Here is a 23,422-nt window from a genome sequence, read left to right as displayed (position 1 = left end):
TGCTCATTGATAAACGTAATTAGATTTCCTCCTTAAGTTCATCCCATATATTATAATCAACAACACTGTCATATTGGTTTGTTTATATGCCCATATTTTGACTCTGTTAGATTCCTAAAATATAACAAAAAACGCCCCCAGAAAATTCCTCTAAGAAACCAGAATTTCATCGCAGGTTCTAAACCACAGAATACAGATTTTTTCCAGGAGGCAATCACCCGGATGGGTTCTTTGTTCCCTCCTGCAAGCTACGGTGTACAATTCGATTACTCTGGGTAAAAATCCCATTATCTGATTAAGAAACGATCAAATAACCCCAAAACAGGCTTGCTCCTGGAAATATTGTGTCCACACAGAAGCCCTGAGAGAGCAGATCTCAGTTGAGACAGTCCATATGTCCTCCCCAAAATATCTGACAATAGGAACTCCTTAATAGTCTCCGGTAAATCGTGATTTTCGCAAATAAAAGACATTACAGCGGTATTTTCCCCGCAGGAAAAATGAGTGGAAAAATACGCCCGTTTTACCCTTTGATTCCCAAACGGAGGGGGTCAAAAAGGGAGAGAAACAGGGATGATGCAGCATTAATCCGGTTTCCGATATTCATCCGATGATTTACTCATGTGCGGATGTTTTCTTTTGCTTCGTAGTATTTCTACAGAATCCAAAATTACCCTATATTCGAATAAGGGTGACGTGGTAACATCTTCTCTCTATTCGACTGCACGAGAATTTCCGGCACATATATTTTAATTTCAGGTTCTAAACCCCCAACATTTCCAGGAGATCGCCACGGCGGAATGTGGCAGACAATTGCTGGAGGGAAATATCCCTGTCACCATAGCAATCTTTCAGTGCTTCAGCTATTTGTTCAACAGCCTCCTTTTGATATTTGGCCTGCCCATCCTCAAATGCCTGAACCAGGGATTTAAAATTGCGGTGAGAAACGTCTCCAAAGTTTGTATCCTGATCGTTTAACAGGGCACGACCAATCAACATTGATATGTAATGCGATGCATATGGGAGAAATTCAGGAGGATTTGGATCTGCCGGCCGCTTTCTTTGATTTTCAACGGTTCTGAAAATCAGGACTGCCAACAAAGCCTGAGCAGCATTCAGATCTTTGAAAATATCAATATAGAGTTTTCCAAAGTGTTCTTTCCGACGGAATTTGGCTTGATGAGGTCTTTTCCTCCAGATTGCCAATACAGATTCTGCCACAATTGAACTGGTAATAATATTGGACCCGCCGCTGCCTTCTTCCCGCTGTCGTTTGTATGCGTATCCAAGGTCGGAAATTCCGATCTCAAGCTGTTTCTGCATTTCATCGTTGGAATGCAAATCTCGAAGATCTACTGGATTTTGACTATTTGTTGCGTAGGTGATATCCCGGACAAACTCTTTATGCGTTTCTGCCAGTTGGTAAACCCTGATCATTACATACGCGGACTCACTTATTCCATTCGGTAACGCATTATTCAGTGTTTCCTGAATGGTTTTACAGGTTTGTCCTCCATTAATCACCTGCATGTTTTTGATTTGTACCTTATAATCGGATTTCTGAAATGCATTGTAATCAAATTTGTCACAAACCACTGTAATACCATTATTGTAGAAATAAAATTTGTCAGATTTATCTGCATTGCAAAGAGTTTCATGAATAGCTGTGTTTACACGGTTGGAGTGAAGCCCGAGATAACGGCGGATATTGCGCTCCAACAATTTATCGCCGTTGTCATTGAACAGTCGCTGAATCTCCTGAACCGAGACACGTCCGACAAGAACACGCATATAGTTCATATCCTCTACAATTGCCTGGCCACTCATCGTTACGGTGGCATCCACCTTCTTACTGCGTTGGAGAATATTTACGATTGAATCATGATTGAAATGGACGAAATCAACCCTGTCACCATAATCTTTTTTGGCTTCGTTTATCCAGTTGTCTGCCTGCTTTGTCCAGGTTGCTCCATTGTTGCACAGAATCACCCGCACATTCGGAATGTATGCATCCCGAATCAGTGAGCGGATATCTTCGATTTTTGGAGCAATTTTCTCATTTAATGTTACTTTGCGATAAGGGTCAAAAAGAACCTGAACAGTGTTGACTGTTTTTTCAACACCATTTTCCGGGAAATTTGCATCTCCATTCAGGTTTTTGGTCTTGTACTTTCCCTGAAAAATCGTGACCAAAAATTCTCCGTCATCAACCTCCCCAATATGGAGACCATCAACACCGGCATCATTCCCTCCATCAGTTAGAAGATCGGCCGCTTCCTCCATAGAGATATCAAGGCAGGTGGCCATACATAAAATTACAAATGCAGCCGATTTCTTTTTATTGATGTCAGCACCATCGGGCAGCCAATCAGGGTGGTCCTCAACGATACCAGTAATTCTTTGATCAATAATACTTGCGTTGATGTCCATAACAACTGCCACTAATGTAAGTGTATAACCTTATTCATCTTTAATCCCTACCAGTCCGCGTTCAGGTATTTTTTCAAAAACAAACAAGAACCCAAAAAAGAACCAATGCGAGGGAAGGGATTCGAACCCTCGAACCTCTACAGGACTAGGCCCTGAACCTAGCGCCTTTGACCAAGCTCGGCAACCCTCGCGCCTAACTCAATTCGTGCTTAAACAAAATAAAGATGTGTATTTGGTTTTTGATTTTTGTTGGTCTGTCTGCGGATTTTTGTTGTTCTTTTTGATGAACATTTTATGGATTAATTTACGAATATTTAGTATTGCCGATCGGTTTGTCGATCGGTCTGCCGACGTTCACTGCTTTTTATCAGGATTTGTCTCCTGAATATCCTTGTTCTTTCTCTCGGCTTTTTCCATCTCCCTCTGCTTGAGCTCCTTTCTCCTGATCTTCCCCGAGATGGTCTTCGGCAGACCCTCAACGAACTCAATGGCACGCGGATACTTATACGGAGCCGTTACCTGTTTGACATGGTTCTGAATATCATGTATCAGGGCTTCTGACGGCGTGTATCCGGGAGAGAGCACAACAAAGGCCTTCACAATCTGACCCCGGATGACATCCGGTGTTCCGACCACCGCTGCTTCCTGAACGGCAGGATGTTCAATCAGAGCACTCTCCACCTCAAAGGGCCCGATACGATATCCTGATGCTTTTATCACATCATCATCCCGGCCGACAAACCAGAAATACCCGTCCTCATCCTTGTACGCCTTATCACCGGTATAGTAATAGCCGTCACTGAAGGACTTGGCATTCTCCCCGGCATTACCAATATATTCCTGAAAGAGGCCAACAGGCCGTGGATCTGTTTTTATGGCAATATGCCCTTCTTCATGCGGTGGAGCGGGTTTCCCCTCATCATTATGGATTTCAATATGCCATCCCGGTGCTGGTTTGCCCATGGATCCGGGTTTTGATTCCATACATGGGAACGTCCCGATACACAATACCGTCTCTGTCTGGCCATATCCCTCATAAATGGTAAGGCCGGTGGCTTTTTTCCAGACCTTAATAACCTCCGGGTTGAGCGGCTCGCCCGCGCTGCAGCAATGGCGCAGTTCACTGAAATCATACTTTTCCAGTTCTGCAAGGATCAGCATCCGGTAAATGGTGGGGGGCACGCAGAATGTGGTCACACCATACTTCTCAATAACCGGAAGAAGACCGGTCGCATTGAATTTACCGCGGATGTCATAGACCATGATAGCCGCACCCTCATTCCACTGGCCAAAGAGTTTTCCCCATGTACTCTTTCCCCATCCCGTATCCGCTACCGTAAAATGAAGATCAGTACTTCTGACATCGTGCCAGAACCGCCCGGTTACGATATGGCCGAGTGCATAACTATGGTCATGGAGCACCATCTTCGGCTCTCCGGTTGTCCCTGAGGTAAAGAAGATAAGCATCGGGTCCGTTGCTTTTGTACCCTTCAGACCATGGAACGGCACCAGTTTACTGGAGACAGGGGCCGGATACGCCAGTTCAACCGGATAACTGATCCAGCCCTCACGTTCGCCGTCAACAATAAACTTTGACACCAGAGACGGGCACTCATCAAAGATGGCATCCACCTTATGGGCATTCTCTTCATTTGTGATGACCATCTTTACGTCAGCGACATTAATCCGGTACTTCAGGTCCTGTTCTGTGAGCATGGTCGGTGCCGGGCAGTAGACCACACCCATCTTGATCATGCCCAGCACAAAGAACCACCATTCCGGGACACGCGGGAGCATAATAAGGACACGTTCCCCCTTTCCCGGCCCATATTTGATGAGCATATTTGCCACCTGGTTTGAAAGCCGTGAGAGATCGCGGAATGTATATTTCCTCTCTTCGCCCTGCTGGTTGGCCCATATCATGGCAAGTTTGTTCCGGTCACGCTTTGCCCAGGCATCAACGACATCAAAGCTGAAATTATAATATTCCGGTACATCAATGGAGAATGAATTGTAGGTCTCATCATAATCGGTTATATTATGCCGAAAATGAACTGAATCCTCACGGTTCATCTGAGAGATGCCACTTCCGTCAAGTTCGGGAAAATGTGTGGTGCACACCTCAGATATCCAGTCAGAACGGGATATTCCCCGATCCTTTGAGTCACGGTCTATTTTCCGGACGAGCTCATCGTCCATTGTAACAGAATAACGCACCATTACTACATATGTTGGTGCACATAATAATAAAAAATTGTGGTGCACTGCACCACCAGAGAACAGATCAGTCGTCTGAATATTTTTTCAGTTCATCTTCCCGCAGCACATTTCGTTTAATTTTGCCGGATATGGTCTTTGGAAGCACGTCAACAAATTCAATTACCCGCGGATATTTATAGGGGGCGGTCACCTGCTTCACATGATTCTGCAGTTCTTTTATTAATGGTTCAGAACCCTCAAATCCCTGATTAAGGATAACAAATGCCTTTACAACCAGACCACGGATTCTGTCCGGCGAACCGACAACGGCAGATTCCTGAACGGCAGGGTGTTCAAGCAGGGCACTTTCAACCTCAAACGGGCCGATGCGGTATCCTGAACTCTTTATGACATCATCATCCCGGCCGACAAACCAGAAATACCCGTCTTCATCACGGTAGGCCTTGTCCCCGGTATAATAATACCCGTCGACAAAGGACTCGTTGTTTGCCTCTTCATTATCCAGATATTCCACAATAAGGCCAACCGGACGGGGATTTAACGAAATGGAGATACGTCCTTCTTCATAATCGGCAACAGGATGTCCATCCTCGTCATGAAGTTCAATATGCCACCCGGGCGATGGTTTCCCCATTGAACCAGGTTTGTTTTCAATGCATGCAAAAGATGCAATGGCACAGCAGGTCTCCGTCTGCCCATACCCTTCATAGATTTTTTGGCCTGTCCCCTCTTCCCATACTTTGATGACTTCAGGGTTGAGCGGTTCACCAGCACTGCAGCAGTGACGCAGTTCAGTGAGATCGTATTTTGCAAGGTCCGCAATAATCAGCATCCGGAAGACTGTCGGCGGGCAGCAGAATGTCGTCACTTCATACTTTTCAATGAGCGGGAGCAGTTCTGTCGCCTTGAATTTTCCCCAGACATCATAAATGAGCAGGCATGTGCCCTGAATCCACTGTCCAAAGATCTTCCCCCAGCCACATTTGGCCCATCCGGTATCAGAATAGGTAAAATGCACGTCATTTTCCCGGACATCCTGCCATAACTTCGCTGTCACAATATGGCCCAGCGGATATGCATTGTTATGCAGCACCATCTTTGCTTCACCTGTTGTACCGGATGTGAAATATATAAGCATGGGATCTGTTGAGCGGGTTCGGTTTGTATACGGCATACTGACCTTCCGGTGCGATACCGGTGCAGGGTATACCAGTTCCTCCTGATAACTCACCCAGCCGTCCTTTTCACCATCAACAATGAGTTTCGTCTGCAGCGACGGACATTCCTCGTATATCTCGTCAATTTTTTCAGAATTTTCAAAATCAGTTATGACAAGCCGGAAATTTCCTGCGTTAATTCTGTAATGGAGATCTTTTGGTGTAAGTAACGAGGGTACAGGACAGACCACTGCACCCAGTTTGATTATTGCGATGACAAATATCCACCACTCCGGAACCCGCGGCAGCATGATCATGACCCGGTCCCCTTTGTTAATGCCAAACTTTAGCAGAATATTTGCTGCCATATTGGAGAGGTTCTTCAGGTCCCGGAATGTGTATTTCTTCTCATCCCCGTCCTGATTCGCCCAGATCATCGCCAGTTTGTTTCTGTCACGCTGTGCCCAGTCGTCAATGACATCATACCCAAAATTGAAAAATTCAGGTACATCAATGGAGAATGTACGATAGGTCTCATCGTAATCCACCATATTATACTCTGCATCCGCCATAGAATCAATAATGCTTTGATGTAGATGGGTATAGTATTTCCTTCTTTAAGCTCAGGCTCGCATTACAGAAAAATGCACATCAGCAATAACCCGTATCCTGCATGTGTCTCACATAAGAGGCCCAGGGCCCACCGAAAAATTATTGGGTCATCTCTCTACAACAGTCTGACGACATCCGGTTTTGGCTGATAGCAGTCGCCGTCATCGATCATTGTTTTCAGAACGGCAAGGGTTGTCTCCCGTGGAATCCCTTTCAAACCCATTGCCTCAATCAATACCTCAATACCGACGGTCTTTTTATCATCAGAAATATCCCGAATCTCTTTTTTCACCTGAAAAAATACAGCGGTGTCCGGTGTCGCAGGGACCTCCGTTTTGGTGAGAAGAGTGGACAGTGCCTTCTCTGCCATACCACATATGCGCTCTTTTTTGTCAGGAGAGGTATCCGCATGTTCAAGATGTCCGATGAGGTCTGCTGCCGCAGCGACGACAAAGCCGTCACGCAGCGTTCTTGAGACCGGAACAATTGATTCCAGCACCGGCATGCACTCGTCTGCAGTGCAGCGAATCCCTGCCGCACAGAGAACAAAAACCGGAAGGGCAGTCTCGTTCAGAAATGAGGATATATCCGGATTGCCGGTATGGCAGCCCACAACCAGCATTCCCGTCGGGTCATAGAGAGTAAGGTTCAGAACCGGTTTATTGGTATCCGGAATCTCAGTGAGTGCACCGCAAAAAAGGCATTTTGAAATCTTTCTTTCGGAAAGAGTCCGAATTCCATTACTCTGTGCATCATTTCTCCCGGAATTCAGGTCATCGGCAAATATTTTCAGGTACGGTTCCATACACTATCCTTATCGTATCATTTTGTCCGGACAGTCTATATTCTATCTGTTAAGCGCATAATAGATCACCACTACAGATCACAGACATCAACCGATCAGCTAATACTCTTTATGTACAGAATATGATAACAACAGGTGCACACTGTCTCCCGGTATATGATTACAGGGTTGGGGAAAACAAATGACTGCAAATACAATCTGGATTGAAAAATACCGCCCGTTGGTGCTGGATGATGTTGTCGGGCAGGACGAGATCGTCTCCCGCCTGAAATCATATGTTATATCAGGAAACCTCCCGCATCTCATGTTTACCGGGAATGCCGGTATCGGCAAGACAACATCGGCAATTGCTCTTGCACGGGAATTTTTCGGGGATACCTGGCAGATGAATTTCCGGGAACTGAATGCATCTGACGAACGGGGCATCGATGTCGTACGAAACCAGATTAAACAGTTTGCGCGTACAGCACCTCTTGGAGGAGCTGAATTTAAGATTCTTTTCCTTGACGAGGCAGACGCGCTGACACCTGATGCACAGGCAGCACTTCGCCGTACGATGGAAAATTACGCACCAAACTGCAGATTCATTCTCTCCTGTAATTATTCGTCAAAAATAATCGATCCCATTCAGAGCAGATGTGCCATATACCGGTTCAGACCTCTCTCAAAAGAGGCAATACAGACGGAAATATCCCGTATTACAGAGACGGAAGGACTGGTGTGCAGCCCGGAAGCGGAGGATGCCATCGTCTATGTTGCACAGGGTGATATGAGAAAGGCCATCAATGCATTGCAGGGCGCTGCCATTGTCAGCAAACAGATAAACGAAGATATGATCTATGAGATCACATCGACGGCACGTCCCGAAGAGATCGTCGGGCTGATGCAGACATCTGTTGCCGGTGACTATGAAGGGGCGGAAGCGCTGGTGCATGAACTCCTCTATTCACGGGGCATTGCGCCAAACGAACTGATCAACCAGATGTACCGATCAATTATCAGTATTCCACTTGAACGCCGGCTAAAAACACAATTAATATCACATCTTGGCGAAACAGACTTTCGTCTCAGTGAAGGGGCAAACAGCGAGATACAGATGGAAGCACTGATTGCAAATATTGTACTGAGTGCTGACGCCACGAGACAGTGAGGAGGCACATCCGGGTGGAAGAAGATATTGATGATCTGGAGATTACCGACCGTGCAGCCGACTGGAACAGTTTTTTAAAGAAGCATTACCGGAAAGAGCTGGGGGAGATCAGTGCGCAGTATCCGCATCTGAAATCCCTTGAGATTGATTACCGCGAACTCTCCCTGTGGGGGAAAACCGGCCTTGAAATTGCAGATGAAGTCCTGCACAACCCAGGAAAGGTCATCGGGGATGTAAAGGACGCCATCAGAAACCACAATCTGATCTTTACCAAGGATGAGAGTGAAAAAGCTGACAATATTAATGTCCGCTTTCGTTGCCTCCCCCGGAAAATAGATGTCCGTGACATACGCGCCCACCATATCAATTCCTTCATCTCGGTTGAAGGAATTCTCAGGAAGACAACGGAAGTGCGTCCGCGACTGACCGAGGCAGTCTTCCGGTGCCTGCAGTGCGGTACAATGAGTGCACCCTACCGGCAGGAATATTCCCGGTTTCAGGAACCCTACCGGCCGTGCGCCCAGTGTGAACGGGCAACAAAAATGGAACTCGTGCCAGGCATGTCCACCTTTGTCGATGCACAGAAATTACGCATACAGGAATCACCAGAAGGACTGAGAGGCGGTGAACAGCCGCAGACCCTTGACGTTGACGTAACAGACGACCTGACCGGAACCGTTGCTCCGGGCGACCGGGTCATCATCAACGGCATTCTCCGCTCTGTCCAGCGGATGAATCACGGCAACAAAAGCACACTCTTTGACATATACATCGAAGCCAATTCAATTGAGATCGGTGAAAAAGAGTTCGAAGAGGTTGCCATCTCAGAACAGGATGAAGAAATAATACTGAATCTGAGCAAAGACCCCGAAATTTATGAAAAAATATCCCGCTCCATTGCACCCTCCATCTTTGGCATGCAGGATGTAAAAACTGCAATCTCACTCGTGCTCTTCGGGGGCATTTCCAAAGAGATGCCGGATGGCAGTCGTCTTCGCGGGGACATCCATATGCTCCTTGTCGGAGACCCGGGTATTGCAAAATCCCAGGTGCTCAGGTATGTCATCAAGTTATCTCCCCGCGGCATCTATACCAGTGGAAAATCATCCACCTCCGCCGGGCTGACCGCAACTGCTGTTAAGGATGAATTCGGTGACGGCAGGTGGACACTTGAGGCAGGTGCGCTGGTCCTTGCGGACATGGGTATCGCTGCGGTTGATGAAATGGACAAGATGGCAAAAGAAGACCGCAGTGCACTGCACGAAGCGATGGAACAACAGACCATATCCATCGCAAAGGCAGGCATCACCGCCACTCTCAGGTCACGGTGTTCTCTTCTGGGGGCGGCAAACCCGAAGATGGGGCGGTTTGACGAGTATGCACCTATTGCAGAGCAGATCAATATGCCACCATCGCTCCTGTCACGTTTTGACCTCATCTTTATCATGGAGGACAAACCGGAAGAGAAACTGGACCGTGCCATTGGTGAACATATCCTGAAATCCCACAGTGTCGGTGAACTGATCCAGCACAATAAAAAATTCCCGATGGAAGGCATCGATGAAGATTACATCACACGACAGCTGGCACCAGTCACACCAGAGATAGACCCTACAATTTTCCGGAAATACATTGCCTATGCAAAACGGAATTGTTTCCCAATACTCTCTGATGAAGCCCGCGAACACCTCATCGGTTATTATCTGAACCTGAGAAGTCTCGCGGATGATAACACCAAACCGGTGCCGGTCACCGCGCGGCAGCTGGAGGGACTGGTGCGTCTCTCGGAGGCGAGTGCACGCATACGCCTCAGTAATGAGATTGAATTTTCTGACGCGGACAGGGTCATAGAGATTGCCGACCGGTGCCTCAAGAAAGTGGCCTACGACGCTGAAACCGGCACCTACGATATTGACAAACTGGTCACCGGTGTCTCAAAGAAACGCCGTGACATTGCGCGAATTCTCAAAGAGACCATCCGTGAACTGGCGGATGACAAAGGCTTCGCACAGATATCCGATATCACCAGCCATCTGATCTCGTCCGGATACAAAAAGGATGATATCGAAAAAATGGTGGACCAGCTGACAAAATCGGGCGAAGCGCTTGAACCCCGTCACGGGGTCATACGGCTCATCAATTAAAGAGACAACACAATGAGCCGGAACCACTGATTTAATTGATTCAACGGAGAAACCATCTGTAATGACAAGAGATGATATTCAGGCTGCCTTTGAGGCAGGAATTAAACTTGGTGCCCTCTACCACCAGTGGGTGGGCACACCGATATCGCCCGACACCGCCAAATCAGTTGAGACGGCCATTGCCAATGCCGTCGCCCTGCAGCCCTGTGTGGATGCTGTTTCTGTCACCATCAATACCGAAATGATGGAAATAAATCCCTTCGGCTACAGTGAACTGGCAGGAAAGATGCTTGAGGTTGAGATTCAGACCACCGCAGGGGACGCGACATGCACCGCAGCCCTGAAATATGACGGTGAATATCCCCTCATGGAAATTCTTGATATCAGATGACCGGACTGGGCATCCCGGTAACTGACGACCATATTCACATTGACCGGGAGAATGGTAGGGGAACGGAGGCTGCCAAGGATTTTTTCAGGGCGGGCGGCACCCACATGTTCCTCGTCACCAAACCATCCTGGTCTCACAATATACACCCGGTAACCGGAGACGAGTTCAGGGAGGTATATGATATCACCCTTGAGACAGCCGCAGCCATACGGGAAATTGGCGTGGTGGTCTTTCCCATATTCGGCGTTCACCCGGCGGAGATCGGCAGACTGACCGAACGGATGTCTGTATCTGATGCAGAAGAGGTGATGAAACGCGGCCTTGACATTGCAGCGGAATATGTGGAGGAACATACGGCAGTCGCACTTAAATCCGGGCGCCCGCATTACCCGGTCGAACCGGATGTATGGGAGACATCGAACCGTATTTTACAGCACGCCCTCTCTCTTGCGCATGACACAGACTGCGCTCTTCAGATACATGCGGAGACCGGGCCATGCAGCGATGTGGCTGATATGGCAAAACGTATTGGCATGTCACCAAAACGCGTGGTCAAACATTTTGGCATGCCGGATACACCCCTGATGCCCTCCCTTCTTGCCCGCCTTGACAGTATACCATCAGCGGTAGAGAGCCATATTGAGTTCACGATGGAGAGTGACTATATGGATGACAACTCCCGTCCGGGAGCAGTCATCGGCCCGAAATCAGTACCACGATATACCCGGAAATATCTTGAACAGGGCATATTCAGTGAGGATGACGCATGGAACATACATGCAAAAACTCCCGCCAGGGTATACGGTGTGGAGATAACACTCCCATAGGCTATTTTCCCCATATTTTTAATCATTCCTGCGAAATACTATACATCATGTATATGAAGATACACCGCTACTCAGGGGTAAGTGGCATTGTTGCGGTATGCGACAGAGAACTTCTGAACACCACCCTTACAGACGGGGATCTTACCATACACGTAACTGAGGCATTCTACGGCAATACTCCCCGCACAGAAGATGAGGTAACAGTTGCAATTGAGCATGCGGCGAACTGCAACCTGATCGGAGAAAGAGCAGTCAGGACAGCAATAAAATGTGGCATTCTTGATAACAACGGATATATGAGAATAGGGGATGTCCCACATGCCCAAATCTACCGTACCTAAAGAGAGATACAGATAAATATGACAATACAGGAAAATTTCTGCCCGAAATGCGGGGGCAAAACCGAAAATGAAGGCTTTTGCAATAAATGCCTGAGAACAGCTGTTGAATGGGTTACCTGTGAAAAACGGCTGCCCTGCGTCATCTGCCCCACCTGCGGTTCGATTAAAAAGGTAAATACCTGGACTGATGTGCCATATGACCGCCAAAAACTCGCCGAAGAACTTGCATTCGGGGCGGTGTCCGTTCATGCTGATGTGCAGGATATTGAACTGGCTATCAGCACCAGAGACCCCAATCCCAACCGCACACAATGCACCATCTATGTCAGAGGGATGCTGTATGGCGAACCGGTGCACAAAACCTGTGAGACGTTAATTGTCTGGATGAAAGAGAACTGCGACAGGTGCAGCCGGTTCTCCGGCGGGTATTATGCATCAACCATTCAGGTGCGCGCAACCGGCCGGAGACCTGATGCCTTTGAACGGGAACGGGCTGAAAAAATAGCCTATGATATTGAGGAGAGTGTGCAGCAATTAGGGGAGCGTCTCTCGTTTATCACGCGGATTGATGATACGCGTGATGGTGTGGACATCGTTGTCTCAAGCCACAGTATGAGTGATCTCATTGTACGGCAGATTATCACCGAGATGGGCGGGAAATCCACCCGGCATCCCAAACTTATCGGTGAGCAGGATGGTAAAAAAGTATACCGCATCAACGTTCTCCTCCGTCTTCCACAGTTCCGGAAAGGCGATGTCATTGTCTTTAATAAAAGACACTACGAGGTCAAAGGCACCGATTCCGGCCTTCTCAGGGTATTTGATCTGAGTGAAGGCAGATCAAATGTCCTGCATGAAAATGATGAGGGATTCCGCCTGATTGGCAATGTGGGGGATGCTGAAAGAGCTGATGTCACCTATACCGACAATGATATTGCAGGCATCCTTGATCCTGTCTCGTACGATATAAAGGAAGTAAAGGCACATGCATGGCTGAGACTTGCTCCACATGAACGGGTAAAATTTCTTCGTGACCGCGAAGAAGAAGAGATCATTCTGGTCGGATAACAATGAGGGTGCGGAAATATCCACGTGATATGCTTTCTCTCCTGAAGAATGCTGAATGGGTGGATACGTCCCGCCGCCCGTATGTCAAAGGCAATGATGCATTCATTCCTGTCAAAGAGACGTATGATGCAGATCAGGTGCTCACAGAGAAGAGACCGTATGCCGGGAGAGGATACCAGATGCTCGGTGACGTTGTCATCCTGCATGGCATCCCCCCCACAGAACAGGAGATCAACAATATCTGCGACTGGCTGCATCCGCGCGGCATTGTGTATATATCCGGATACCACGGAGAGAAACGAGTCCCCGCGGCAACGCTTGTCTACGGAGAATGCGGTGAAGTCTGCCACCATGAAGCGGGTTTTATTTTTTATTTAGATCCCCTCAAAGTGATGTTTGCCATGGGAAACCGTGAGGAAAAACAACGGATCTCCCGATTGATCAGGGAATCCGGAGAGAATCGTGCGATACGCTGTGCGGATATGTTTGCCGGCATCGGATACTTCACCATACCTGCCGCAATGAACGGTGCAACGGTCCATGCGATGGAGATAAATCCCGATTCATTTTATTATCTTGAAAAAAATACCGCTGCCAATGGCGTTTCGTCAGGAGTCACTCCGGAATGGGGAGACTGCAGGGACTGCCTGAGAGGCGTCTATGACCACATCCTGATGGGCCATTTTGATGCACCCGTGTTTCTTTCCGATGCCTGTGCGCATGTACGGCCGGGGACCGTGCTGCATGTCCACACGCTGGGGGAGCAGTCAGAAGAAATATCCCGTATATGCGCTGAAGCAGGCTATTCCACAGAGATTATACCATACCGGGTCAAAAAGTATGCACCAGGCGTCTGGCACATGGTGCATGATGTGGTGATACAATGAATACGATACGCACAACACTCGCAGGAAAAGAGATTGTTTTGGGCATCACCGGCAGCATTGCAGCGGTTGATGGTGTAAAACTGGCACATGCACTCCGGCGCTGCGGTGCTGACGTGCAGGGTGTGATGACGAGTGCGGCATGCGGCATACTGCACCCGGATGCCATCACCTATGCCACCGGCCATGAGACACTGACCCGGTGCGGGGGACTGGTCGAGCATGTCACATACTGCGGTGATGGCGGGAGTGCCGACCTGCTGTTAATCGCACCTGCAACGGCGAACACCATCTGCAAGATTGCCCACGGCATCGACGACACACCGGTGACCACCTTTGCCACCACGGCCATCGGAAGCACGACGCCTGTCATTCTGGTGCCTGCGATGCACGAGAGTATGTACCGCCACCCCGGTGTCCGCGCCTGCCTTGAGACCCTCAAAGAATGGGGAATCACCATCGTTGACCCTCGCATCGAAGAGGGGAAGGCAAAGATTGCCGATACCGACCAAATTGTGCATGAAACGGAACGGGCCCTGTCCGGCATGCCTCTTCTGGGAAAGACGGTGCTCATCACCAGCGGGCCCTGCCGCGAACGTCTGGATGACGTGCGGGTCGTGACCACACGTTCCACCGGCAAAATGGGCAGAGAACTGGCACGCGAGGCCTCCCGCCTCGGTGCAGAGGTCTGGGTGGTGCACGGGGACATTCTGTCCGTGCCTCATGTACGCAATGTATATGCGGAGTCTGCCGGTGACATGCTGAACAGTATCTTACGCTTGTGTGCGGAACATACATTTGACTATTATATCAGTGCGGCTGCCATCTCCGATTTCGCACCGGCAGTACACGAGGGGAAGATTCCCAGCGGGCAGAACATATCTGTTGACCTCTTACCACAGCCCAAAATCATTCAGGAAGTGATGCAGGCAGAGAACCGCCCTAAAATTATTGTCGGGTTTAAACTGGGCTGGAAGAGCAGAGAAGAAGCCCAACACCTGCTTGATGCAGGTGCTGACATGGTGGCGGCCAACACCCCGGATACACTGGGAGCGGATTGTGGTGCATACGAACTCATTACAAGAGACAGTTGCGTGCATGCGGAAGGGACAAAGGCAGAGGTGGCAGAACATCTATGGCAGCATCTGCTATAGGCTTTTCACCCGGCCACATATCCGGGTATTTCCGGAGAGTTGACGGGGACAGTCCGGATTCCACCGGAAGCTGCGGCGGGGGCATTGTCATCGACAAAGGGGTATATGCCACGGTCACTCCCTCAGACAGAACCTCGGTCTCCGTCTGTCTTGAGCGCAGTCCGGGTGATGAGACCTGTATTGCCCATACGTCCCCGCCCATCGAGTATGCACTGAAGAGACTGGGAGTGACGGCAGCGGTGAAGACCGTGACGTCCCTGCCGCCGGGTGCCGGTTTTGGTCTGTCAGCAGCAGCACTGCTGGCAACGCTCGCCGCTGCCAATGCACTCTTTGACACCCATCTTACCGACGATGCCATTGCCCGGCTGGCCCATCTGTCCGAGCTGCAGTATCAGACCGGACTGGGCGATGTGGCCGCATGCACCGGGGGCGGCATCGTCTGCCGGATGCAGCCCGGCATCACCCCTGACATCACCCGTATGAATGGTGACGGGGTCTGCATCTCGGCACTGAGTTTTGGAGAACTGCATACCGCTGACGTCATCACATCTCCGGCAGATATGGCCCGCGTCACAGAGGCATACACGGCAGAATGCGCCGGGAGCCCGGAGGATTTATTCCGTATATCAAGACTGTTTGCAGAGAGAAGCGGCCTTGTACCGGATGAAATACGGCCGGTATTACAGGCATGTGATGACAACGGCATTCCTGCGTCCATGACCATGCTGGGGAAGGGTGTTTTTGCCCTTGGAAACAAAGCCTTCTCTGTACTATCTGAATTCGGAATACCACTGGAACTCCATGTGGCAGCAGAGGGGTTCAGGCTTATTGAAGTGATCACATGATACCCAAAGATCATCCCCGCTACCGGTCGCTGGTGGCACGGGAACGGATTGCAGACGCCGTTCGTTCAGGCATTGTAGTTGTCGAGGGAGCCAGTGCGCATGGCAGAGGGGAGGCATTTGACTATCTCCTGGGGGAAGATACATCAGCATCTGCGAAACGTGCTGAAAAGACCGCTGCAGCATTTCTTATGGCAGGCTCCCGCCCGGTTATATCAGTTAACGGGAACACCGCAGCCCTTGCAGCAGCAGAGATCCGGGAACTTGCAGAGGCTTCCGGCGCCGCGGTGGAAGTCAACCTGTTTCACCGCACCGAAGCGCGGATGACGGCCATCACCGCACACCTGAAAGCAGCGGGAGTGCCTGTTCTCGAAGGCACCGCCGAACGCCTCCTGCCCCTGTCACACGACCGGGCACTCTGCCTGCGGGACGGCATCTATGCGGCTGATGTAGTGCTCGTGCCGCTGGAAGACGGGGACCGGTGTGAAGCCCTTGTCAACATGGGCAAGACCGTCATCACCATTGACTTAAATCCCCTCTCCCGCACCGCACAGACTGCAACACTGACCATTGTCGATGAACTCACACGGGCACTGCCAAACATTACGCAGGCATGCGGGGACATGACCCATGAGACAGGAGAACAGCTGATGGCAGACCATGACAATCAGCGCCTTCTCTATGCCGCATTGCAGAGAATGCAGGAGACGCTCACCGATGCTATGGATTGAAAAGTACCGGCCCGAAACGTTTGAAGACATCCGCGGACAGGATGCGGTCATTGCGATGGTGAAGGCCTTTTCTAAAGATTCCATGCTGCCGCACCTGCTGATAAGCGGCCGTCACGGTACCGGAAAGAGCGCGGCTGTTGAATGCATCGCAAAAACACTCTACGGGGAGTTCTGGAAGGAGAATACGACGGTCATCCAGACGGGAGCGCTCTTCCGCGGCGGCAGGACCTATCTGGAACATGAGGAGAAATTCTCACATCTCTACAAAAAAGAGGCCAGCGTCATCACGAATTTCAAGTATATCGTGCGCTGGTTTGCCTCGGTGAAACCGCTTGATGCAGAGTTTAAGCTGATGGTGTTTGACGAAGCCGAATCCCTGACGTTCGAGGCGCAGCAGGCACTGCGCAGAATGATGGAACGGTTTTCAGGGACATGCCGGTTCATCTTCATCACGAGAACACAGAGTGCAATCATTCCTGCGATCACCTCACGTGCCCTGCCCCTCTTCTTCCGGCCGTTATCAGATGATACCATACTTGAACTGATGACAGAGATCCTCGCAAAAGAAGAGGTGCCAAAGACGGCGTATGAAAAAGAAGAGATGGAGCTAATCGCCGCCGCATCACGGGGAGACGCCAGAAAGGCCATTCTCTTCTGCCAGATGAACTGCGACGACAGGATTGAAGGCGGGTTTGAAGAGTATCTTGAATCAGAGACCGGCAATATCGCACGGTCGGTCTTCCGCATTCTCCGGAACGGTGACATGGAAAAGGCCAAATCTGTCATTGAAATTCTGATGCTGGAGTATGGCCTCTCCGGTCCTGAAGTGCTTGAAGAACTCTCAAGGGCCAGAAAACAGGAGTACAACGACCCCCGCGTTACGGTGGCTATTGCTGATGCGGATCTGATGATGCGGGACGCGGGCAATGAATATATCCAGATGGATGCCTTTCTCTCAGGCATCGTAAAAGAAATATTTTCGGCAGAATAAGTTATTCTGCCTGTCGGAGAGCTGCAAGCACTCTCTTCTTTTTATCCAGTGCGGCATCTGCTGCCTGTGCCACCCGTTTTTTCATCTCTTCAAAGTCATGGGGTGCGGTGTCCACGACTTTCTTCACCGGTGTATATGCTGATTCACGGAAGCGTGGTATAAAGTCTGTCATCTCACCGCCGGTGACCAGTTTGGCATCTCCCGGCCCTTCGGTGACATACCCGATCCTCTTCATGGTCACACCGGTGGACTGCACCACCTCAATGACCGCGTCTGCATCCTCGGGCCGTGTCACCACGAGGAGGGCATCCAGAGAGACGCCCAGATAATCAATTTCAAGTGCGTCAAGCATGCCGAGCACATCGGAATCCACAAGGGAACGCAGATCCTCTTCTTCAATGACAATCCGGCACCCGGCAGTCTCTGCCATCTCATACGCGTCTCCCCGCAGGCCGCCGTTGGTGACATCGGTCATGGTGTGAATACGGGTGAGCACGTCACTTTTCAGCAGTGCTTCACATGCACGCAGGAACTGGAGGTTGATGGTCTTATCCACCACATCGGGAAAGCCGGAATAGATGGCCGCGGTTGCAATGGTGCCGCCACCTGCCCCTTCCGTCATCAGGATACAGTCACCGGGCTGTGTCGCCGTGCGTGCCGTGAGATGATCGGCAATGCCGACAGCGCCCACACATCCGGTCATCCTGCTGCCCAAAACCATGTCGCCGCCGATTCTCAGCGTTGAGCCGGTGACGAGCGGGATGCCCATGGCTTCGCTGACAACCGCGATGCCTGCGGTATAATCAAATATTTTTGCCACATCGCCGTCGTCTCCGACGTGAATATCAGAGAGCAGGGCCACCGGTGTGGCACCCATGACATATACGTCACGCAGCGTGGCCCGGGTTACATGAAAGCCTGCAAGGAAGGGATAATCCGAGAGGCGTGAGTGCATGCCGTCCACCGTGGTGATGATATATTTCCCGCCGGCCTCTACGGCGCCCGCATCGTCCATCTCATCGACACCCACCGAAGCATCGGTGCCGCCGATTATTTTCGGGAACTGCCGGTGTGCAAAGAAATCTCCGGCACCACGGGAACCGACACCAAATTCACCCATGGTCACATCAGCTTTGGTGTAGGCAATCAGGTCTGATGCGGCCAGGTTGCTGTTCTGCACTTCTTTAACAACTGCACGGGCCATTGAGAGGGCATAGTCAGATGATACGCCCGGCTTCATCGTGAGGATCTGTTCTTTGAGATGATCGGCACAGGTCTCTTCATCCGTTCCTGCCGACAGGCACCGCCGTGTCAGCTCTTCAATATCCATAAATAAGTGTTGTCCACCACGCCTCATAAAACCGGCATAACGTTTCAATCGGATAAGGGTTCAATACTACAGCGATGGAACGACCGCAGATACCCTGTGCCTGCACGATTGCGGGATCTGATTCCGGCGGAGGAGCCGGGATTCAGGCAGATCTCAAGACATTTTCAGCCCTTGGTGTGTGGGGATGTACGGTTGTCACCGCAGTGACCGCCCAGAACACCCGTGCAGTCCTCTCCAGCAGGACTGTGGATACGCATACGCTCACCTGCCAGATGGAAGCGGTGTTTCAGGATTTTCCTATCACTGCGGTGAAAACCGGTATGCTGCCGGATGCAACAACGATCGCAGCAGTTGCAGACAATCTTCCCTGGGACATCTCGCTGGTTCTCGATCCGGTGATGATTGCCACCTCCGGTAAGCGCCTCACTTCTCCTGAAAGCCTCTCTGCCCTGTGTGACCGGCTCATACCACGCGCCGCACTGGTCACACCGAACATCCCGGAGCTCTGTGTCCTGACCGAAAGGAAAGCAATCACAACGATTGATGAGATGGCCGCCGCGGGAAGAGAAATTCTTGACATGGGGGCAGAGGCGGTGCTCATCAAAGGCGGGCACCTGACAACAGCCAGTTCACCGGACGTGTATATCAGCCCGGATGAACACGTCATCCTTGACGGCCCCCGATACCCCTATGAGGTGCACGGCTCCGGGTGCTCTCTTGCTGCTGCAATCACCGCGTATCTGGTGCGGGGTGAGACGCTGCCGGAGGCATGCCGGCAGGGAAAAATGTTTGTCTCCGACGCCATCCGGGATGCGGTGCCTGCCCTCTCCGGCAGACGGATGGTAAATCCCGGTGGTATGGTTTCAACGGCATATCAAAACAGGTAAATGAACGGAAAATATTCAGATAAATGAAAAATATTCACTTTTTTCTTCATTTTTCGGAAATACATGCATCACATATATCTGCTTTATGAATGAATAGTCATCAGAGAGGGATTGGGGATTGTATGGATAATATTGACCACGCCATTTTACGTGAACTTGCCCGGGACGGCAGAATTTCAATGGCAGAACTGGGGAAGCAGCTTGATATTGCTCCTTCAACCGTATTCAAACGGATTGAAAAACTGAAAAGTGCCGGGGTTATCGAAGGCTTTACCATTTCAATTAACCCGGATTACTTTGCAGAAAGCCTCATTTCATTTCTGACAATCACCGTCTCACCGGATGACAAGGAAGAAGTTGCGTCCTTCCTTGCAGGCCATGACTGTGTCCTTGAACTGTATGAGACACTGGAACCGAGTGATTTCATGGCAAAGGTGGTCGTGTCGTCAATCACGAACCTGAAAAAAGATATTCTTACCCCTCTTTCACGCTACGCGGGGGTGAAAGAGATTAAACCCTTTATTACGGTGAAACGAATAAAAGAACAGAACTGGAGTGTCCGCCGCTATGATTGAGTCACAGTTTATCCTCATTCAGCAGATTCTCGCTGTCGTCACCCTGATTTTAGGTGGCGCCCTGATTATCTTTGTCTATGATGCATACAAGGTCATCAGACAGCCGACTCTGCTCTACTTTACCCTCGGTCTCTTTACTCTTGTGATAGGCATCGTCCTTCCTGACCTTGTACAATTGTTCGGGCCTGAATTATCTGTCATATACTGGGGTGAAGTGGCATCCAGAATTATCGAGATTATAGGTATTGGCGTGATGAATTTCGCTGTGCTGCGGGGATGATTGCCGGATGAAGAAAGGGCAGTTCTCACGTGACTGGTCCCTCCTGAAACTCGCCCGCACCTGGGAACCGCGTGACATCGGCGGTGAGGTGATTGAACGGGTCATGCAGGAAGGCAGACCGGAAGCGGTGATGAGTATCCTCCACGTCATCGGTGATATCGGTTTTGAAGACGGGCAGAAGGCAAAGGAGCGGATGCCCCCTTTCATGCAGCCGTCGGAGATTATTGAGAGCACCCTTCTCGTGGCCGGTGTGGAGACTGAACGGCAGGACGGAGAGGACGGACTCACGATCACGGTGAATCTGGATGCACACGGCCTCTTTGGCTATCCGTTCAGTATGGCAGAACCTGCCGCAGCATATGTGACCGGATTTGTCCGGGCTGTGACTGAAGGTGCCGCAGTAACACGTGCAGGAAACCATCTCCAGATCCTTTTTTGACGCTGAAAACAACAGGAAATGAGTCCATTTTTTGCTACGGATATAAAAACGTGTTGAATTTCTACCAGAAGAAATAATATTCACCTCGTCTGCCTTAATAAAAGTAACTATCGACAATCAATAGACTCAAGTAGGGTCAAAAACAGGGAAATAACATTTCATTATTTGTAAAAAATACAGGAAATATTTCCAAATGTGTCGCAATTTCATTAGATAATCGTTCCATTGGAGACACATCCGCAAATCATTTATATAGATGAATATTATGTATACTCACCCACGGGGGGGGTGAAGTATCGCCCTGCTTGGGAGAGGTGAATTGAAATGAGATTTAATAAAGATGAAGAAGCGGTATCACCTGTCATCGGTGTTATCCTTATGGTCGCCATCACCGTGATTCTGGCAGCAGTCATCGCTGTCTTTGTATTCGGTATGGCAAGCGATATTGAGACGACAAAGAGTGTGGCCGCAACTGCAAAGCAGTCTGGTTCAGATATCCTGATCACATACCAGGGCGGACCGGATGCATCCAAGGTTACATTCTTAAATTCAACTGTATACAAAGTAGATGGTTCACAGGATGGCAATGATAGTGAGCAAAATCCGGCTGTAGGATATGCAAAACTGTTTGTTGGTAATGGTACTGCTGGTCAGGAACGTGTGGTCATCACTGCTAAGTTTGATGACGGTGCCACCCAGGTGCTGCTTGACAAACTGCTCTAATCTTTTTTTTTCCAAACTTAATTACGACATTACGTGCGTCAGCATGCTCTTTTCTGCCGCACTTTCTGACAAGCTTTGCTGAGTGCTCAATCATCGTCGTAAAGTTACCCGTATTTCAACATCCGATCATACAATTAATAGCAAGGGAGGAGCAGGCATCCCCCCTTGCTCCGGTTGCAGTTATTGCAACAAAACAGGTGTAATTCAGAGAGCAGAAAAATGGGAGAGTCTCTTTTTTATTTGTGGCAAAACGTCAGCAAGAGATCAAGCGCGTCAACATGCTCTTTACCGCCGCATTTCCTGACGAGCTCTGCCGACTGCTCAATCAGGGCCCATAACGCCGGGTCACGGGTCACGACATACCGCGTCGCATGCACCGTCGCCTCGATGATATTTGCAAAGGCCCGGCTGGGCGGGTGGGGCCGGAGGTTGAGAATCCCTGACGCCACCGGTGTCAGTTCCACGACGAGCGTCTCCGGATTGTCGCTCACAATGGTGGTGGTGAACGCCTCCCATGCCTCGCAGCTGCGTAACCGCTGCATCGACGTTGGCATCTGCACCGATATGTTGCTGCCGCCTGCCGCAGTCTTTGTGCACTCCGCACTCTCTTTGGTCTCCGTGATTTCAGTGAACGCGTCTTCTGAAAGATCTCCAAACGCAGTCTCCACATACACCATCGGGTCATACGTGAGGTTGGCCACCACCCAGCCGGACTCCCGGATGTTTGCTTCCGTATGGGTGCCGTGAAAGAGCCGCAGCATGATACGACCGTTGCGGCAGATGATACCCATCGGTGCGGCGTTGCTCCTCCCTGTCGCGGGATCTGTTGTCGTCGCGATGACTTCGTTTATGCCTGCCTGCAGGATTCCCAATCCCATCCCTCTCTTAATGCAAGATAAATGCCTGCAATCGTGATATCCGCAATCGATCCCGGATTGATACCGCGTGCGAGGCATTCCTCATCAAAGTCATCTGCTGCGTATGTGCCGCGACATACCTCTTTTGCGCGGGCCATCGTCCATTCGGCCGCTTCCCTGCCAAGCTTCTTGATGATGAAGGTGTCCGGTTCTGTTTCGAGAAGCGAGAAGAATGCCCGGACAACTGCCTGTTTCCCGTCCGGTGCCGCCAGCAGGTAATCTGCCACCCGACGGCTGAGAAGAAACCCGTTCGACCACTCCCGGCAGACCATGTCCCCCGGTGCAGAGTAGGCGATAATATCTCTGAGGGTCAGCCCCTCGTCACGAATGTGCTGTGCAGATTCCGGATCATTGACATCCAGATCATCGGTCTCATTCATCCGTACTTCCGTGAGAGCAAAGGCCTCATAAAATTTAAGGGCATCATCAACCGTAGTCTCTGCAATGACTCCCTGTGCACCGGCGATGCCGTCCCCCATAATAAGCGGAAAAAGAAGAATATATGCGCCAAAATGGGTATTGCC

23 protein-coding genes and 1 tRNA gene are annotated in these 23,422 nt (G+C 50.1%); 16 read left to right on the top strand and 8 right to left on the bottom strand.

Annotation, left to right across the window (positions count from 1 at the left end):
* Positions 1-762: 762 nt before the first annotated feature.
* From MKMG_RS03540 to MKMG_RS03520, 5 genes are all read right to left on the bottom strand, one after another.
* Positions 763-2,442: an AIPR family protein gene (locus MKMG_RS03540; RefSeq protein ID WP_254059073.1), complete on the bottom strand. Its 1,680-nt coding sequence runs from the start codon at positions 2,440-2,442 to the stop codon at positions 763-765.
* 94 nt (positions 2,443-2,536) lie between these two features.
* Positions 2,537-2,621 (bottom strand) — tRNA-Leu (locus MKMG_RS03535).
* A 163-nt stretch (positions 2,622-2,784) separates the two neighbouring features.
* On the bottom strand, positions 2,785-4,650 hold the full coding sequence (locus tag MKMG_RS03530) for an AMP-binding protein (RefSeq protein WP_165075670.1): 1,866 nt from the start codon (positions 4,648-4,650) through the stop codon (positions 2,785-2,787).
* Positions 4,651-4,714: 64 nt separating this feature from the next.
* A complete protein-coding gene (locus MKMG_RS03525; RefSeq protein ID WP_165075667.1) occupies positions 4,715-6,379 on the bottom strand; it encodes an AMP-binding protein in 1,665 nt (554 codons plus the stop codon).
* 155 nt (positions 6,380-6,534) lie between these two features.
* On the bottom strand, positions 6,535-7,224 hold the full coding sequence (locus MKMG_RS03520) for a hypothetical protein (protein WP_165075664.1): 690 nt from the start codon (positions 7,222-7,224) through the stop codon (positions 6,535-6,537).
* Between the two features lie 181 nt (positions 7,225-7,405).
* Here MKMG_RS03520 and MKMG_RS03515 point away from each other — a divergent pair, with 181 nt between their 5' ends.
* The 11 genes from MKMG_RS03515 to MKMG_RS03465 all read left to right on the top strand — a co-directional run bounded on the left by MKMG_RS03515 (position 7,406) and on the right by MKMG_RS03465 (position 17,747).
* A complete protein-coding gene (locus tag MKMG_RS03515; RefSeq protein ID WP_165075661.1) occupies positions 7,406-8,374 on the top strand; it encodes a replication factor C small subunit in 969 nt (322 codons plus the stop codon).
* A gap of 14 nt (positions 8,375-8,388) precedes the next feature.
* The gene (locus tag MKMG_RS03510) at positions 8,389-10,518 is read left to right on the top strand and encodes a minichromosome maintenance protein MCM (RefSeq protein ID WP_216842869.1); all 2,130 of its coding nucleotides are present in this window, start codon (positions 8,389-8,391) and stop codon (positions 10,516-10,518) included.
* A gap of 61 nt (positions 10,519-10,579) precedes the next feature.
* Entirely contained in the window at positions 10,580-10,909 is a 330-nt protein-coding gene (locus MKMG_RS03505) for a dihydroneopterin aldolase family protein (RefSeq protein ID WP_165075658.1), read from the top strand.
* On the top strand, positions 10,906-11,736 hold the full coding sequence (locus tag MKMG_RS03500) for a TatD family hydrolase (RefSeq protein ID WP_165075655.1): 831 nt from the start codon (positions 10,906-10,908) through the stop codon (positions 11,734-11,736). Before MKMG_RS03505 ends, MKMG_RS03500 begins: the two co-directional genes overlap by 4 nt.
* 47 nt (positions 11,737-11,783) lie before the next feature.
* Positions 11,784-12,077 (top strand): DUF424 domain-containing protein, encoded by a 294-nt coding sequence (locus MKMG_RS03495; RefSeq protein WP_165075652.1) that lies wholly within the window; start codon positions 11,784-11,786, stop codon positions 12,075-12,077.
* A gap of 18 nt (positions 12,078-12,095) precedes the next feature.
* Entirely contained in the window at positions 12,096-13,145 is a 1,050-nt protein-coding gene (locus MKMG_RS03490) for a 60S ribosomal export protein NMD3 (RefSeq protein ID WP_165075649.1), read from the top strand.
* Positions 13,146-13,147: 2 nt separating this feature from the next.
* Positions 13,148-14,032: a class I SAM-dependent methyltransferase family protein gene (locus tag MKMG_RS03485; protein WP_165075647.1), complete on the top strand. Its 885-nt coding sequence runs from the start codon at positions 13,148-13,150 to the stop codon at positions 14,030-14,032.
* Positions 14,029-15,183: a bifunctional phosphopantothenoylcysteine decarboxylase/phosphopantothenate--cysteine ligase CoaBC gene (coaBC, locus tag MKMG_RS03480; RefSeq protein WP_165075644.1), complete on the top strand. Its 1,155-nt coding sequence runs from the start codon at positions 14,029-14,031 to the stop codon at positions 15,181-15,183. The genes MKMG_RS03485 and coaBC overlap by 4 nt, the downstream gene beginning before the upstream one ends.
* Positions 15,165-16,028, top strand: coding sequence for a pantoate kinase (locus MKMG_RS03475; RefSeq protein ID WP_165075642.1), 864 nt, complete (start codon positions 15,165-15,167; stop codon positions 16,026-16,028). The genes coaBC and MKMG_RS03475 overlap by 19 nt, the downstream gene beginning before the upstream one ends.
* Positions 16,025-16,756, top strand: a complete 732-nt coding sequence (locus tag MKMG_RS03470) for a 4-phosphopantoate--beta-alanine ligase (protein ID WP_165075640.1) — start codon at positions 16,025-16,027, stop codon at positions 16,754-16,756. The genes MKMG_RS03475 and MKMG_RS03470 overlap by 4 nt, the downstream gene beginning before the upstream one ends.
* Positions 16,743-17,747, top strand: a complete 1,005-nt coding sequence (locus MKMG_RS03465; protein WP_165075638.1) for an AAA family ATPase — start codon at positions 16,743-16,745, stop codon at positions 17,745-17,747. The genes MKMG_RS03470 and MKMG_RS03465 overlap by 14 nt, the downstream gene beginning before the upstream one ends.
* Before the next feature lies 1 nt (position 17,748).
* Here the strand turns inward: MKMG_RS03465 and MKMG_RS03460 are convergent, their stop codons facing one another.
* Positions 17,749-19,077, bottom strand: coding sequence for an AIR synthase-related protein (locus MKMG_RS03460; RefSeq protein WP_165075636.1), 1,329 nt, complete (start codon positions 19,075-19,077; stop codon positions 17,749-17,751).
* A 74-nt stretch (positions 19,078-19,151) separates the two neighbouring features.
* On the opposite strand from MKMG_RS03460, the gene thiD reads away from it, so the two are divergent.
* The 5 genes from thiD to MKMG_RS03435 all read left to right on the top strand — a co-directional run bounded on the left by thiD (position 19,152) and on the right by MKMG_RS03435 (position 21,981).
* Positions 19,152-19,964 carry a bifunctional hydroxymethylpyrimidine kinase/phosphomethylpyrimidine kinase gene (gene thiD / locus MKMG_RS03455; RefSeq protein WP_165075634.1) on the top strand — a complete coding sequence of 271 codons (813 nt, stop codon included), beginning with the start codon at positions 19,152-19,154 and terminating at the stop codon, positions 19,962-19,964.
* Between the two features lie 122 nt (positions 19,965-20,086).
* A complete protein-coding gene (locus MKMG_RS03450) occupies positions 20,087-20,539 on the top strand; it encodes an Lrp/AsnC family transcriptional regulator (protein WP_165075632.1) in 453 nt (150 codons plus the stop codon).
* Positions 20,532-20,819, top strand: a complete 288-nt coding sequence (locus MKMG_RS03445; protein ID WP_165075630.1) for a hypothetical protein — start codon at positions 20,532-20,534, stop codon at positions 20,817-20,819. The genes MKMG_RS03450 and MKMG_RS03445 overlap by 8 nt, the downstream gene beginning before the upstream one ends.
* Positions 20,820-20,826: 7 nt before the next feature.
* Positions 20,827-21,258, top strand: a complete 432-nt coding sequence (locus MKMG_RS03440; protein ID WP_165075627.1) for a hypothetical protein — start codon at positions 20,827-20,829, stop codon at positions 21,256-21,258.
* Positions 21,259-21,582: 324 nt separating this feature from the next.
* Positions 21,583-21,981 (top strand): type IV pilin, encoded by a 399-nt coding sequence (locus MKMG_RS03435; protein WP_165075624.1) that lies wholly within the window; start codon positions 21,583-21,585, stop codon positions 21,979-21,981.
* 236 nt (positions 21,982-22,217) lie between these two features.
* Here MKMG_RS03435 and MKMG_RS03430 read toward each other — a convergent pair whose 3' ends face one another.
* Complete coding sequence (locus MKMG_RS03430) at positions 22,218-22,859, bottom strand: DUF447 domain-containing protein (protein WP_371415195.1); 642 nt, start codon at positions 22,857-22,859, stop codon at positions 22,218-22,220.
* Positions 22,829-23,422: triphosphoribosyl-dephospho-CoA synthase (locus MKMG_RS03425; protein ID WP_165075618.1), on the bottom strand; the 594-nt coding region annotated here is incomplete at its 5' end. The genes MKMG_RS03430 and MKMG_RS03425, both read right to left, overlap by 31 nt.

It is taken from the genome of Methanogenium sp. MK-MG, from assembly GCF_009914725.1.
Classification (GTDB): Archaea; Halobacteriota; Methanomicrobia; order Methanomicrobiales; family Methanomicrobiaceae; genus Methanogenium.
The sequence above is the reverse complement of the archived record's forward strand: the minus strand, read 5'-3'. Positions and strand labels throughout refer to the sequence as shown.

Excerpts from the sequence above, each read along its gene's own strand:
- thiD (WP_165075634.1), top strand. The coding sequence starts at position 19,152 with ATGGAACGACCGCAGATACCCTGTGCCTGCACGATTGCGGGATCTGAT.
- MKMG_RS03505 (WP_165075658.1), top strand. The coding sequence starts at position 10,580 with ATGACAAGAGATGATATTCAGGCTGCCTTTGAGGCAGGAATTAAACTT.
- MKMG_RS03475 (WP_165075642.1), top strand. The coding sequence starts at position 15,165 with ATGGCAGCATCTGCTATAGGCTTTTCACCCGGCCACATATCCGGGTAT.
- MKMG_RS03460 (WP_165075636.1), bottom strand. The coding sequence starts at position 19,077 with ATGGATATTGAAGAGCTGACACGGCGGTGCCTGTCGGCAGGAACGGAT.
- MKMG_RS03470 (WP_165075640.1), top strand. The coding sequence starts at position 16,025 with ATGATACCCAAAGATCATCCCCGCTACCGGTCGCTGGTGGCACGGGAA.
- MKMG_RS03435 (WP_165075624.1), top strand. The coding sequence starts at position 21,583 with ATGAGATTTAATAAAGATGAAGAAGCGGTATCACCTGTCATCGGTGTT.
- MKMG_RS03515 (WP_165075661.1), top strand. The coding sequence starts at position 7,406 with ATGACTGCAAATACAATCTGGATTGAAAAATACCGCCCGTTGGTGCTG.
- MKMG_RS03525 (WP_165075667.1), bottom strand. The coding sequence starts at position 6,379 with ATGGCGGATGCAGAGTATAATATGGTGGATTACGATGAGACCTATCGT.
- MKMG_RS03450 (WP_165075632.1), top strand. The coding sequence starts at position 20,087 with ATGGATAATATTGACCACGCCATTTTACGTGAACTTGCCCGGGACGGC.
- MKMG_RS03465 (WP_165075638.1), top strand. The coding sequence starts at position 16,743 with ATGCTATGGATTGAAAAGTACCGGCCCGAAACGTTTGAAGACATCCGC.
- MKMG_RS03500 (WP_165075655.1), top strand. The coding sequence starts at position 10,906 with ATGACCGGACTGGGCATCCCGGTAACTGACGACCATATTCACATTGAC.
- MKMG_RS03440 (WP_165075627.1), top strand. The coding sequence starts at position 20,827 with ATGAAGAAAGGGCAGTTCTCACGTGACTGGTCCCTCCTGAAACTCGCC.
- MKMG_RS03520 (WP_165075664.1), bottom strand. The coding sequence starts at position 7,224 with ATGGAACCGTACCTGAAAATATTTGCCGATGACCTGAATTCCGGGAGA.
- coaBC (WP_165075644.1), top strand. The coding sequence starts at position 14,029 with ATGAATACGATACGCACAACACTCGCAGGAAAAGAGATTGTTTTGGGC.
- MKMG_RS03530 (WP_165075670.1), bottom strand. The coding sequence starts at position 4,650 with ATGGTGCGTTATTCTGTTACAATGGACGATGAGCTCGTCCGGAAAATA.
- MKMG_RS03490 (WP_165075649.1), top strand. The coding sequence starts at position 12,096 with ATGACAATACAGGAAAATTTCTGCCCGAAATGCGGGGGCAAAACCGAA.
- MKMG_RS03485 (WP_165075647.1), top strand. The coding sequence starts at position 13,148 with ATGAGGGTGCGGAAATATCCACGTGATATGCTTTCTCTCCTGAAGAAT.
- MKMG_RS03445 (WP_165075630.1), top strand. The coding sequence starts at position 20,532 with ATGATTGAGTCACAGTTTATCCTCATTCAGCAGATTCTCGCTGTCGTC.
- MKMG_RS03495 (WP_165075652.1), top strand. The coding sequence starts at position 11,784 with ATGTATATGAAGATACACCGCTACTCAGGGGTAAGTGGCATTGTTGCG.
- MKMG_RS03430 (WP_371415195.1), bottom strand. The coding sequence starts at position 22,859 with ATGGGATTGGGAATCCTGCAGGCAGGCATAAACGAAGTCATCGCGACG.